Annotated in this window: 11 protein-coding genes; 5 read left to right on the forward strand and 6 right to left on the reverse strand. The window is 54.6% G+C overall.

Annotation, left to right across the window (positions count from 1 at the left end; all coding sequences use genetic code 11):
- Window positions 1-175 precede the first annotated feature (175 nt).
- Together FPZ49_RS05915 and FPZ49_RS05920 are read left to right on the forward strand one after the other, a co-directional pair.
- Window positions 176-484: an antibiotic biosynthesis monooxygenase gene (locus tag FPZ49_RS05915; RefSeq protein ID WP_144844493.1), complete on the forward strand. Its 309-nt coding sequence runs from the start codon at window positions 176-178 to the stop codon at window positions 482-484.
- On the forward strand, window positions 478-1683 hold the full coding sequence (locus FPZ49_RS05920) for an iron-containing alcohol dehydrogenase (protein ID WP_144844495.1): 1206 nt from the start codon (window positions 478-480) through the stop codon (window positions 1681-1683). Before FPZ49_RS05915 ends, FPZ49_RS05920 begins: the two co-directional genes overlap by 7 nt.
- A gap of 622 nt (window positions 1684-2305) precedes the next feature.
- Here FPZ49_RS05920 and FPZ49_RS05925 read toward each other — a convergent pair.
- On the reverse strand, window positions 2306-3577 hold the full coding sequence (locus FPZ49_RS05925; RefSeq protein ID WP_144844497.1) for an FAD-binding protein: 1272 nt from the start codon (window positions 3575-3577) through the stop codon (window positions 2306-2308).
- A 231-nt stretch (window positions 3578-3808) separates the two neighbouring features.
- On the opposite strand from FPZ49_RS05925, the gene FPZ49_RS05930 reads away from it, so the two are divergent.
- Window positions 3809-4573, forward strand: a complete 765-nt coding sequence (locus tag FPZ49_RS05930) for a sulfite exporter TauE/SafE family protein (protein ID WP_144844499.1) — start codon at window positions 3809-3811, stop codon at window positions 4571-4573.
- 69 nt (window positions 4574-4642) lie between these two features.
- Here FPZ49_RS05930 and FPZ49_RS05935 read toward each other — a convergent pair whose 3' ends face one another.
- The 3 genes from FPZ49_RS05935 to FPZ49_RS05945 form a co-directional block, all read right to left on the reverse strand.
- Window positions 4643-5506: an aldo/keto reductase gene (locus tag FPZ49_RS05935; protein WP_144844501.1), complete on the reverse strand. Its 864-nt coding sequence runs from the start codon at window positions 5504-5506 to the stop codon at window positions 4643-4645.
- A gap of 97 nt (window positions 5507-5603) precedes the next feature.
- Window positions 5604-5936, reverse strand: coding sequence for an AzlD domain-containing protein (locus FPZ49_RS05940; RefSeq protein ID WP_144844503.1), 333 nt, complete (start codon window positions 5934-5936; stop codon window positions 5604-5606).
- The gene (locus FPZ49_RS05945; RefSeq protein ID WP_144844505.1) at window positions 5927-6655 is read right to left on the reverse strand and encodes an AzlC family ABC transporter permease; all 729 of its coding nucleotides are present in this window, start codon (window positions 6653-6655) and stop codon (window positions 5927-5929) included. Before FPZ49_RS05945 ends, FPZ49_RS05940 begins: the two co-directional genes overlap by 10 nt.
- A gap of 155 nt (window positions 6656-6810) precedes the next feature.
- Here FPZ49_RS05945 and FPZ49_RS05950 point away from each other — a divergent pair, with 155 nt between their 5' ends.
- Window positions 6811-7977: a S53 family peptidase gene (locus FPZ49_RS05950; protein ID WP_144844507.1), complete on the forward strand. Its 1167-nt coding sequence runs from the start codon at window positions 6811-6813 to the stop codon at window positions 7975-7977.
- A 54-nt stretch (window positions 7978-8031) separates the two neighbouring features.
- Here FPZ49_RS05950 and FPZ49_RS05955 read toward each other — a convergent pair whose 3' ends face one another.
- Window positions 8032-8850 (reverse strand): phytanoyl-CoA dioxygenase family protein, encoded by an 819-nt coding sequence (locus tag FPZ49_RS05955; RefSeq protein WP_144844509.1) that lies wholly within the window; start codon window positions 8848-8850, stop codon window positions 8032-8034.
- 196 nt (window positions 8851-9046) lie between these two features.
- On the opposite strand from FPZ49_RS05955, the gene FPZ49_RS05960 reads away from it, so the two are divergent.
- Complete coding sequence (locus FPZ49_RS05960) at window positions 9047-9916, forward strand: AraC family transcriptional regulator (RefSeq protein ID WP_186445644.1); 870 nt, start codon at window positions 9047-9049, stop codon at window positions 9914-9916.
- Between the two features lie 73 nt (window positions 9917-9989).
- Here the strand turns inward: FPZ49_RS05960 and FPZ49_RS05965 are convergent, their stop codons facing one another.
- The gene (locus tag FPZ49_RS05965) at window positions 9990-12611 is read right to left on the reverse strand and encodes a hypothetical protein (protein ID WP_144844513.1); all 2622 of its coding nucleotides are present in this window, start codon (window positions 12609-12611) and stop codon (window positions 9990-9992) included.
- Window positions 12612-12633 lie beyond the last annotated feature (22 nt).

A 12633-nucleotide genomic window follows, 5' to 3' on the forward strand; every position in this document is an offset into this window, starting at 1 on the left:
TCCCTCCCGGATCGTTCGATGTATGTATATGCTGCGGCAGCGGAGTTGTTCAAGTATATGATTGGAAAATTTGATTTATTCGATTGGTGGTATTGGTGGTATTGGTGGTACCGGAAAACCAACTGTGATATGATTTTTTTGATAAAAATACGGGTTTTGAGGGGAGCTGGAGTTCATGATCGTCACACTCGTTGAGGTGTACGTCATTGCCGAGCATGTAGAGGCGTTTATCGCGGCCACGGTGGAAAATCATCAGGGGTCGGTGCAGGAGCCGGGGAACCTGCGCTTTGATATTTTGCAGCATCGGGATGACCCAACCTGCTTTACGCTGTATGAGGCCTATGAATCGGAGGACGCTGCGGCGAAGCATAAGGAAACTCCTCATTATTTAAAATGGCGTGAGACGGTCGCACCGTGGATGGCGAAGCCCAGAGTAGGTGTTCCGCATCGGGTTGTCGCTCCAACGGAGAGAGCGCAATGGTGAATGTGAATGAGGGCTTGAACCCGTTTCAGTTCGCCGGAACGCCGGTGATTCAGTTTGGCAGCGGTATGCTTCGCAAGCTGGTGGATGTGCTGCCTTCGGGGGCGCAACGGATTTTGTTCGTGATGGGCAGCTTTCAGCGAACGAATGCGGACGCTTGGGAGCAGGTCGCAGCCGCGCTGTCCTCGAAGCAGATCGGGTACGAGATCGCCTTGATCCATCACGAGCCCACTGTGGACTGGGTGGATCAAGTAGTTGAGAGGCATCGATTAGGAGGAATCGATGCCGTTGTCGCTATCGGCGGCGGCAGTGCCATGGACGCGGGCAAAGCCGTGTCGGCGATGCTGTGCACCGAGCCGGGGGATACGGTGCTCCACTATCTGGAGGGCACGCCAGGGTATCGCGCGCACAGCGGCCGCAAGGTGCCTTTTGTCGCGATCCCGACCACGTCAGGCACCGGCAGCGAAATGACGAAGAATGCCGTCATTGCGATTACGGACAGCTTCAAACGGTCGATCCGGCATGACCGGTTTATCCCGGATGCGGCGATTCTCGATCCGCTGCTGACGATCAGCTGCCCGGCATCCGTGAAAGCGGCCAGCGGGTTCGATGCACTGACGCAGTTGATTGAATCCTACGTCTCGACGAAAGCTTCGCCGCTGACAGACGCCTTGGCGCTCTCCGGCATCGAAGCAGCCGCGCGGAGCTTGCTGCCAATATGCACCGATGCATCGGACGATGCGGCGCTCCACGAGCAGATGGCCTACGCCTCAATGCTCTCCGGCATTACACTGGCCCATGCGGGCCTCGGGCTCGTTCACGGGCTCGCCGGTCCGCTCGGCGGCTTGTTCCCGGTTCCGCACGGCGTCATCTGCGCGACGTTGATCGCCGAAGTGACGAAACGGAACCTGGAGCAGCTGCAGGAGCAGCAGGCCGATGAGGCGGCTGGGCACGGCTGGGCCAAATACGCCAAGGTCGGCGCGATCCTCACCGGTCACTCGGAGCAGGATGTGCAGGGCTGCTGCGCGCGCTTGGTAGCGTATCTCGAGACGCTCACGGAGCAGCTGCGCATCCCCCGCCTAGGCGATTATGGCGTGACCGCCGACAACCTTGACGCCGTGCTCGACGCCAGCGATAACAAGATGAGCCCGGTCACGCTTGATCGCACCGTGATGCGGGAGATTTTAGTGGCTCGGATATAGCGGGTAGAAAATAGCTGCTCCGAAAGCAACGAATCTCGGCACGGAACACTTGCAACTAATCCCGGCACGTACTGACTTCCGGAGCCAATAGTTGCTTCAAGAGCAGCTATTTCCGCCATTCCGCGCACATAGCCGAGCGACCCGCATATTAGCTGCTCCAAAGGCAACTAATCCCAGCACGTCCTGCCTTTCAGCACCAATAGCTGCTTCAAGAGCAGCTATTGCACCACGTGCCGCATAGCTCATCCCCCGCAAATCTTCGCTCACTAACTAGCTGATCTTTTTATCATTTTCCGCAAGCTGAGCTTTGCGTGTCTGAATACAACGGTTAAGGAGCCCGGCTATAATCTCAAGCTGCTCAATACTAGCCACTTTTAAAAAATACCGGATCATTCTTCGAGTTTGAAGATGATGAAAAAGTTCATTTCGCATGTCGGAACCATCCTATCTTTTAAACTGGAATATTTATACCGTATCACATGATACAAATCGTATCACCAATTTCAGAGATTGACAAGTCCTGTTCTCTATTAAGTTTAGATAACAAAAAGCTTGCAAGCCCACAAAGCATCCCTGCCCTGCGACTTGCAAGCTATTCATACATCGCGCCAGCCCCGCTACTCTACAACCCCATAATATAACGATTTAAATAATCATTGCGGAACTTGCCTTCGGGATCATAGCGAAGCAGCAGCTGTTGAAACTCCGGCAGCTTCTCGTAAAGCGATTGCAGACGGCTGTACGGCATCGTAAACAGCTTCGCCCAGTGTGGACGCGCTTGGAACGGCGCCAGCTTCTCCTCGATCAACGGCAGCACCTGCTGAACCGCTTCCCAGTTCGCTTTCCAGGTAAAATGAATGCCCACCGAATCCTGCTGGTAACACGGGCTCATCCATAATTCGTCGGCAGCAATCGTGCGAACCTCGGAAACATGCAGCAGCGGTGAAATCTGCTCACTAAGCTCACTTAATGCGCTCAACGCCTCAAAAGCCGCGGACCGCGGCACAAAATACTCGCTCTGCAGCTCTTCCCCGGCGCTCGGCATGAAATCCATGCGAAAATGCGGCAGCCGCTCGTGCGATGGCCCAGGAATCCCCAGCTGCTCACTGCAATTTTCTGCCGTGACGCCAGTGACCGGATGTCGACGCTCCGTCGCCAAAGCCGCACCATAAAACACCTGCTCCGGCTCCACACCAGCACTACCCTCCGTAATCACATGCTTCCGCCAAACCTGGTTAATCGTCGAGTCCTTCCAATCCGTGAACAAGCTGACACTATAAGCACTGGAGGAGATCGCGTCAAAATGCTCCTTCAGCTCCGCCAGCGGCAAGTTGTCATAGACATATTGCTGCATCTGGCTTGCTGGGACAATGTCCAAGGTCAGCTTCGTGACTACACCGAGCCCCCCTAGTCCAACCACAGTGCCGGCAAAAATTCCTTCCTCATCCTGCTCGCGCGAAAATACGACGGTTTCTCCGTTCGCTTGAACGATTTCCATCGCCTGAACGGCTGTGGACAAATTCCCGTTCCGATCCCCTGATCCGTGCGTAGCCGTAGCAACCGCGCCCGCGACAGTGATGTGCGGAAGGGACGCCAAATTATGCAGCGCATAGCCGTGGCGGTGAAGGTACTGGCCGAGCTCCCCATACCGGATCCCGCCTTCCACCGTTACCTTATTATGTGTAGGATCTAAGGCAATTACTCGGTTCAGCTTTTGCAGTGAGATCAGACTTTCGGTGCAGTCGGCGATGCCATTAAACGAGTGGCGCGTGCCCAGCACCTTGATTCGCCCTCTGCGTGCAACCAACTCTTGAACTTGTCCGATTGTTTCGGGGACATGGAGCTCCGAAGCACTATACTTGTAGTTCCCTGCCCAGTTGCGATGATTTTCCACACGGATGCACTCCTTGAGAAGTGAATTTGGATAAAAATCCCTACCTCCAAGGATACCCCTCATGTACTAAAATGTCGAGAACAACCCGATCAACAGACAGGCCCATACAGAATAGAATGGCGTGAACAGATGAATTTATTAATTTTATTGTCTTTACAAGATCCTCCGCATAGATTAATATTATAATAATTCCTATAAACTAACTATGATTTAAATTGAGGTGTTTGTCACATGAGTTTGAGCATTGTGGCCATGGGTTTGCTAGTGGGCTTTCTCGTGGGTCTTACCGGAGTAGGAGGCGCATCCTTGCTGACGCCGATCTTAGTGATCATTGGCGTGAATCCTTCGATTGCTGTCGGGACGGACCTTATGTATAATTCGATAACCAAATTGTTCGGCACGATTCAACATTGGCGGCAAAAGACGATCGATTTCCGGCTTACGAAGCTGCTTGCTCTCGGGAGCATTCCGGGCGCCGTCGTTTCCATCCTCTTACTGCACTCGTTCGATTCCTTGTATCATAACCAAGAAAAAATTATTAAACACGGCCTAGGCTATGTGCTCATCATCGTGGCCGTCACAACGTTAGCCAAAGCGATCTTCGATAACAAAATCAAACCGAACCGCTGGCAGCTGAAATCGCTGGAGGAGAAGAAAGCGCTGACGATCACGCTCGGCGCCATCCTTGGCTTTATTGTCGGTCTGACCTCTATCGGCTCCGGCTCCTTATTTGCGTTGGCTATGCTTTATTTTTTCCGGATGAGCGCGTCGCAAATTGTGGGTACGGATATCGCACACGCTTTTCTGCTGGTAACCGCGGCCGGTGCACTCCACGCGAGCTTGGGCAACGTGGATTATATGCTCGCATTGAATCTTCTGATCGGGTCCGTTCCGGGTGTACTCCTCGGCAGTACGCTATCCGCGAAGGCCCCTACTAAGCTGCTCCGCACGATCATCGCCAGTCTGGTTTTCATCAGCGGTTTGAAAATGATTTAATTCAATACAAAAAGGCTTTCCCATCCATATCCAGTTGGGAGAGCCTTTTTGCAGTTTTTAAAGTCCGTCCTACAGACGCTCGGACCATTCCTCTTTGTTGCTCCAGTCCTTCGCCTTCCAGCGGAGCACGTCGGGATTGACCATGTGCATAATTTCTCTGAAAAACTCCACCATCTCCGGCTCGGTCATCGGCTTGAAATTTTTGGCGACGCGGAGGTTGTTCTCCAGCTGCTCCATCGATTCCATCCCGATGATCGCGGTCGAGATGGGCAGCGACCACGTATAGCGCAGCGCCTTCTCGTACCATTGGGCCAAGCGGCCCAGCCCGATCACCTTCATCCCGATGATGCCGAGGCCCTTCTCATTAGCCTTCGGCAAAAACTCATGCGCGAAGCTGTAAATAAAATGATCCGCCGCCGATAACGCCACCAGCGCGGTGTCAAACGGGAACCGCTCGATCGCCTCCAACTGAACGCTCGGATTCGTGTGACCGCTCAAGCTGATATGCTTGATGATGCCCTGCTCCTTCGCTTCGATCAGCGCCTTCAACGCGCCGTCCTTGGCGAAGCACTGCTCGAGCTGCTCGAACGTGCGGACATCGTGCAGACGCCACTCCTCCACATGATCGGTCTGCAGCCGCTTTAAGCTCGCTTCAAGAGAACGCCAGGAGCCGTCCCGCGTGCGGTCGATCGTCTTAGTGACGAGCCAGACCTGGTCTCGGCGGCTGCCGAACGCTTTTCCCAACCGCTCTTCGGACTGGCCCTTAGAGTAAATCGGAGCCGTATCGAAATAAGTAATCCCTTCGTCAATGGCGCGGTTCACAATCTGAATCGCTTCATCCTCGGTACAGTTATGCTCGTCCACGATGCGCTGGGCCCCGAAGCTCAGGATCGGAAACTCTTGCCCTGTGCGGCCAAATTTACGTTTTTCCATGACGGCCTCCTAATTGTTCGTAAGTTGATAAACACTCTTCAGCTTCTATTATACCCCAAGGTTATCCAATTTTGCATACGTTCCTGCGCACTAAAAGCTAAAAAAATCTCCGCAGCAGCCACATACAGACAACGCCGACCACGACCGTTAGCATCAGGCTCCGGGTGAGGATCGCAACGGCAAACGTAACCGCTGCGGCCACCAGCTCTCCTTTGTTCGCGAGCAGCTGAAAGCCCTCTCCCCCGTGCGAAGCAAACAGCTCCTGTCCGACCAGCGCAGCCATGATGGTGATCGGTACATACGAAAGAAAGCGAAGCAGCCACGTCGGAAGCTGCAGCCTGCTCAGCAGCATCAGAGGTGCCACCCGCGGGACCACCGTCACAGCCGCCGACCCGAGAATGAGCAGGAAGATCGTCCATCTTATTTCCACCGCTCACTCAGCCCCCCTACCGCCGCAGCCAGCACGGCCGCCAAAATGACCGCAAGACTGCCCGCTCCAAGCTGACCGAGGACGATCACCAGCACAACGGCCAAGCCGCCTACTAGCACGTCTTTGCGTACCTTTTTCCGACTAGCCATCTGAAGCACCAGCAAGCCGATAAACATTGCCGTCAGCGCAAAATCCAGCCCATAAGCCGTCGGACTCGTAATCCATTGGCCTAGAAACGCTCCCGCCACATTCGCAGCAATCCAGTTGAGATAGGCGATCACATTCAACCCGTGCATCCACGGCAGTGAAAGCCTGCTTTTTCCTTCTGCTTCACCTGAAGCCACACCGAACGATTCGTCCGTTAAGAGAATTCCGACCAAAAAATTGTTCACCGGCGTCAAATGCCGAAAATACGGCGAGAGCGCGGCGCTGAGCAATAGATGACGGAGGTTCACAAAGAAAATCGTAAAGATGATGGCAATAAACGAATGACTCGCCGAAATCATGCCTGCAAAAATAAACTGAGCCGAGCCCGCATACAGCAAAATCGACAGCAAGGCGATCTCCAGTATGGACAGCCCGGCCGTCTGCTCCACCACGCCAGCCGCAAACCCGATGCTCAAATAGCCTAACAGGGTGGGAATCCCGGCTTTGACGCCTTCTTTGAAAGATTTTTCCCGTTCATTCGCATGTAAAAGCAGTTCTAGTTGCACGTTCATCTACTCCATTGTTGTAATGTGCCTTTCCAGCATGCCGAGTGGCATCCTTTTAGTTTACCATCGCTAAGCAGGCCTCCTCAACCCTCAGTTCTGATTCCTAAACAAATCTATATATATCTATTGAAATTCAAATTGTGATCATGGGGGTCAATCAAATGGGGTTTCGAAACCGTAAGATCGCTATTCCTGCTTTAGCCGCTCTACTCCTCTTCTCTTCAGTCGGCATCGCTTCTGCCGATCCACCGCTTCAAGAGGCGCACCCACCCATACATATGAAAAATAACGGGGCGACGCCGACTTACAAAAACGGCTTTTCGCCCGCCCAGATCAAAAAAGCCTACGGCATGGATAAGCTGGAGGCCAAATACACCGGGGAGAATCAAACGATCGCGATCGTCGATGCCTATGGCAGCCCTACTATCGAAAATGATCTGCAGGTGTTCAATACCCAGTTTGGTCTTCCTGCAGCCAGCTTGACGATCGCCTATCCGCAAGGCAAGCCGAAGAAACCAGATGCCGGCTGGGCGCTCGAAACCTCGCTGGACGTAGAATGGGCGCATGCACTGGCCCCTAAGGCGAAAATACTATTGGTCGTCGCTAAATCGGCAGCACTAACCGATCTAATCGATGCGATCGATTATGCCACTTTAAACGGTGCGCAGGTGGTGTCGAACAGCTGGGGAGGCTCCGAATTCTCATCCGAGGCAATGTATGATGCACACTTTCAGCATGCGGGAGTCGTGTACGTCGCATCCTCCGGAGATGATGGCGCTGGAATGTCCTGGCCGGCTTCGTCGCCTCACGTGCTTTCCGTCGGAGGAACGACGCTGAAAACAGGTCCGGATGGCAGCTATGTTAGCGAGAGCGGCTGGTCCGGCTCCGGAGGCGGGGTAAGCGCATACGAAGCTCGGCCAGCCTACGAAAATAATTGGAGCGGCATCGTAGGCACCCATCGAGGCGGTCCGGACGTGGCATGGAATGCAGATCCGAATTCGGGGGTAGCGGTCTATGACAGCACTCAGTTAAACGGGCAAAAAGGATGGTTTCAAGTCGGGGGAACGAGCTTTGGGGCGCCGTGCTGGGCGGCACTCATTGCGCTGGCCAACAATGGACGCTCGTCTTCCTTGACAAGCGCCACTGCCATCGCTAGCTTATATACCCTGGCAGGACTAACCGCCTCCCCGGGTTATAATGGAAACTATCAAGATATTGTTAGCGGTAATAACGGGACGTTTAATGCTCAGGCGGGATTCGATTTGGTTACAGGCATCGGCACACCCCAAGCCCAAGCATTAATTCCGGCACTATCGATATCGCCGTAATCCGGTTAGACGAGCTGCGGGGGCGGCTCCTTCAAGCGTTTATCCACCTGAGCTTCATCGGCGCCTATAAACGACAGGGAAATGCTCCCCTTGCAGCAGCTCTCCCGGCGATACGGTAACATAGGGCAGCATGACATGATTTTTCTCAGGCTCATAACGGGTATGAGCCGGCATGTAGTGGACGGCAATCGCCCTGCGCTTGTGCTCCGATTTATTGTGCGGACTCCCATGCCACGTGAGGCAGTGATGATAGCCGACCTGTCCCTTCTTAATTTCAAAGGGTACGGCATGAATGTCTGCTCTCTCTGGGAGCAGCTCCGGCTGTTTATGATAGGGCATGAATTGATCGTCGCTCGTCAAATACTTTTGCTGGTTGCCCCACTTATGGCTTCCCGGCACCATCCACATGCACCCGTTCTCGATCGTGGCGTCGTCCAAAGCGACCCAAGCGCTGATCAAGTCGGCAGGCTGGATGATCGGCCAAGCCGGATGGTCCTGATGCCACGGCGTTGGTCCCCCGGTTACCGGAGGCTTGTACTGGATCTGGTCATGCCTGATGCGCAGCGTATCCGTACGGCAAAGCTGGGCGACGTCTTCACATATAACCGGGTTTTGCGCATGCCGGAAAAAGGAATCGCTAGCCATCCAAATATTCACAATCTGCACGACCTTCTCACTGGAGGACATGCTCACTCCGTACTCGGATGGTTTTTCCCGCATGTTGCGGTTTAAGACCGGCTTCCGGAGCGTTTCCCCGGCCATCACCTGATCCAGCTCCTCCCTAAGCTTCTCCACCTCTTCCTCGCTTAAGACTATTCCGCCTTTAATAAAGCCCTGTTCATCAAACTGCTTTACTTGAGCTTCAGTTAACATGGGGTCTCCTCCTTCAGATCAACGCGCTGGGCCCGCTGCAATGTTTGTTCAAATCACTGGAATACCATCAGCATATCACCCGGGCAAGAGAAGCGCGTTGCACGAACTCCAGCAGAATTTATCTTTTTCACAGGAATCCACTTGGCTTTGTAGAAGTAATGTAAAAAAAGGTATTCGTAAAGGGGTGGGGTGCAGAATGCTGTTCTTATCCCAGCTGCAGCCACGCGTTAATTTCGCCAATTATGTTCGTTCGACTGGATCCTGGGGACCTAGAACGATTCCGGATCATCAAATCATTTTTGTCATCAGCGGAAGCGCAGAATTGACGCTGGGCGTGCATTCGTATGTCATGGAAGCCGGGGATTGCGTTTATTACGGGAACGACAGCCCCCATCAAATTGTCAGCTCCAAGACAGAAGGCATTGCGTTTTACAGCATCCATTTCAGCTGGAACGAGGGGGCGGATTCTCCTTTTCCCGTACTCCCTCATCTGGGGCTTAGGAATTGCTCCGAGGACATGCTTCAAATTCCCCCCTTACCATCTAAAGTAAACGTCGAAAACTACGGAGAAGTGCTGCTTCCTCATCATGTGAGCTGTCCGGAGGCCAGGAATTTGTTCGCTGAGATTGTCCAGGAGTACAAGCAGGAAGAGCCCGGCTATCTGGCTCACATCGGTAGTCTGCTGAAACAAATTATGGTATTGATCGTTCGCAAAGCGGTGAATGGGCGAGCAACCTTATCGCAGAGAAAAAAGATTGAGCCGGCGCTGAAGGCTATTTTGGAGCAGCCTCTTGAGGCCTGGACGACGCCATGGCTTGCTTCGTTATGCGGCTATCATCCCACTTACTTTGCGGAGCAATTTAAGCTTGTCACAGGGTATTCCCCGAACCGGTACCTGAATATGGAAAAAATTCGCACCGCCAAACGGCATTTGACGAATGGCGCTGGATCCATTGGAAGCATTGCGGAGCTGCTGGGTTTTGCAAATATCCACTATTTCAGCCGATGGTTCAAGCTGGCCACAGGCCTTACTCCAAGCGAATACAGGGGCAAAAATCCGTTGTAATGTTGTAGTGCAAGCAAAAAGAGAAGCAAGAGCTTTACGCTCATTGCTCCTCTTATTGAAACCCATCAAGCTATTAGCCTTGCTCACGCAGCACATAGTACGGCTGATTGGACAAGTCGGCCGCGAGGCCCGGTGCAAGCCACACATCGCCGCTCTCATTGCTCAGCTCGAACAGATAGCCGATCGGGAACGAAGAATCCGTATACGCCCCCGGAATGACCGCCGAATAATGTCCGCTCGTATCCGTATGCAACATCGGCACGCTCTGGTACGCTTCCGCCTGATTCGCATGCCGGTACAGCAGCGTAACCTGCGTGCCGGCTCCAGGCCCGGCCACGGTTACCTTCACCTTCACCGGCTCTCCTCGGCGGAACACCTCCGGCGACTCGTGCATGACGGCTGGCCGTTCCCGCTTCACTGAAGCCGAGCTGGCCGACGCCGTCTCCTCGAACGGCTTCTGAGCGCTGCCGTCATCACTCGCGATCGCGTTTCGGTACACCTGCTCCATCGCCTCGATATCCTTCACGATGCCTGGGAGCCGGTCGGACCAATGGCCTTTCATGAACGGCTTATATCCGAACGTAATGTCGTCGCGGTAGACGTCCTTCGTCACGGCGACAATGCGCTCCCATGCGGAATGGGCCGTACGATAGCTGGCAAGCGCCTGCTGTACGAGCTCCGGATGGCCGAGCCGCTCGAACAGAGCATACTGTACGCCGGCGCGCAGCTTATGCGCAAAGAAGTGACCGATGCCGGCCTGCACGGCGATGTCGACGGACCAGCGTCGGAACTCTGCATCCGCTTGAGCCACCGATTGAGCAGCCGCCAGATGCCGGTCTGCGGTCTCAGCCAGCGCTTCCAGCCGGTCAGCAACCTCCAGCGGCGTTATCTTGCCCCGCAGCTTGCCCTGCAGCAAATCGTCCGCATATTCATAGATTGAATAGAAGATCGCTGTATCCAACGGACTCACCGCTCCGAACGAATGCGGCTCCGGCGTATCGAAGTCCGTTTCAGCAGGACCGCTGCGCACGATAGCGAGGTTGTTATACATCTCCGGCCAAAAATAATTGTTCGACGCGGAAGGCAAATGTGCGGTCGTGATCAGCAGCAGAATCCGGCTGGCATGGGCGAGCGCCTGCTCGCAATCCGGTGCGGCCGCCTGGAACTGGTGCTTCAAGTAACGCTGCCACTCGCCCGCTTCAGCGTCCGGATTGTACATCAGCCGGCCCCAGACGCGGTAGGTGTACAAATATTTCTCCCAGCCTTGACCGCCAATCTGCAGCGACTCATCCTTGTACAGCTCGCGTCCGCCTTGGGAGCCGCTGGTCTTCCGCGCCTTGAAGGACATCGGCTCGCACAGCTCTACGCCGAGGCTGCCGCAGAAGCTGCCGCTGCGCCCATATCCGGCGGCAATGGCCGGATCGCCCCACAGCAGCACCCGCTGCGTCCCGGGCCAAATGCGATGGAGAACGCCGGTGCGGCGGTTTTCGCTCAAATAATCTGCATAGCCGTAGCGCGTAAAGCGGCGATAGGTTTGGGTTACGCCCATGAGCTCGGCGCGCTCCGTCGTCGCCACAGGCAGCTCCTTGGTGCGGATCGCAGCCTGATGATACGGCAAGCCCATATGCTCCGCCCAAAACTTCGGCGACACAATAACTGGCATCCCGGTGCCGAGGGCGACCTCAAGCATTTGGGCGTCGACGCCCTTCGGATGCATGTCGATCTCGACCGTGCGTCCGCACGCGGTGATCCCTTGCATGACCTCGTTCCAGAACACATGGGATGGCTCCGGAATCCCGCCTTCATAGTGGGTGCGGATCGTCAAGCCGTCAATATCCGGGCAAGCCTTGAGCAAGCACTCCAGCGCATCGCGGCAGTACGCCGCATGATTCGAGCTGTTCACGCCCACAACCACGTGCTGCTCATTGGGACTGTCCAGCATCTCATAAGCATGATTCCACAGCCCCAGCTGAAAATGAATCCCTCTACGCTTCGCCTCACTGCTTGCAAAACGGAGCATTTCCAGGTTCCGCTCCTGCTCTCCTTCTTCCAAAGCTAACACCCGTACATCATGCCCTGGCACTGAGACAAAATATGGATACGCAAAGCCAAAGTAGTTGTCACGCACATTCGGATCATGACCATAGTCATAAGAAATTCCGAGCGTCAGATGCAGCCGGTTAAACCGGTGCGTCGCCAGCTCCGTCAAATACGACTCCCAGAAGCTTTTATCGTAATACCAAGGCTTATCCTCGATCTCACTGCAAAAGGAGCGGCTGATACTGCGAATCGGATTGGCCGGCGTTCCGCTGTACGAGCCGATCTCCGTCAGCGCTGCGATCGGAGCATCGCTGCATTGCACCCGGTCCGCGAGCTCGAGCAGCCCATAGATGAGGCCGCGGGCATCCGTCCCGATGACATTGATTTCGTCCGGCACGCTTAGAATGACGAACGATTCGGCCTCTGCGGCCAAAGCACTGCCGGTTGCCCGCAGCGCATCCTGCGCTTCTTTGGAGGAAGCGCCCAGCACGTTCAGGCGCAGCCCTTCTTCAGAAGAACCTTCGCTAACCGCGATATCTCTTTTTTCCAGCACGCTAGATAAATGAGAAATTGCCCAAGTCACCTGCTCACTGGAAGCCAGCGCATCGTTCGAGGCTCGCACCACGTTTACTTTAATCTCGTTAGCGGTTGTCATAGCGTTTCGCACACCTCTTTTT

It is taken from the genome of Paenibacillus cremeus (assembly GCF_007786445.1).
Lineage (GTDB): Bacteria > Bacillota > Bacilli > Paenibacillales > NBRC-103111 > Paenibacillus_G > Paenibacillus_G cremeus.

Excerpts from the sequence above, each read along its gene's own strand:
- FPZ49_RS05915 (WP_144844493.1), top strand. The coding sequence starts at position 176 with ATGATCGTCACACTCGTTGAGGTGTACGTCATTGCCGAGCATGTAGAG.
- FPZ49_RS05920 (WP_144844495.1), top strand. The coding sequence starts at position 478 with ATGGTGAATGTGAATGAGGGCTTGAACCCGTTTCAGTTCGCCGGAACG.
- FPZ49_RS05930 (WP_144844499.1), top strand. The coding sequence starts at position 3,809 with ATGAGTTTGAGCATTGTGGCCATGGGTTTGCTAGTGGGCTTTCTCGTG.
- FPZ49_RS05935 (WP_144844501.1), bottom strand. The coding sequence starts at position 5,506 with ATGGAAAAACGTAAATTTGGCCGCACAGGGCAAGAGTTTCCGATCCTG.
- FPZ49_RS05945 (WP_144844505.1), bottom strand. The coding sequence starts at position 6,655 with ATGAACGTGCAACTAGAACTGCTTTTACATGCGAATGAACGGGAAAAA.
- FPZ49_RS05950 (WP_144844507.1), top strand. The coding sequence starts at position 6,811 with ATGGGGTTTCGAAACCGTAAGATCGCTATTCCTGCTTTAGCCGCTCTA.
- FPZ49_RS05955 (WP_144844509.1), bottom strand. The coding sequence starts at position 8,850 with ATGTTAACTGAAGCTCAAGTAAAGCAGTTTGATGAACAGGGCTTTATT.
- FPZ49_RS05960 (WP_186445644.1), top strand. The coding sequence starts at position 9,047 with ATGCTGTTCTTATCCCAGCTGCAGCCACGCGTTAATTTCGCCAATTAT.
- FPZ49_RS05965 (WP_144844513.1), bottom strand. The coding sequence starts at position 12,611 with ATGACAACCGCTAACGAGATTAAAGTAAACGTGGTGCGAGCCTCGAAC.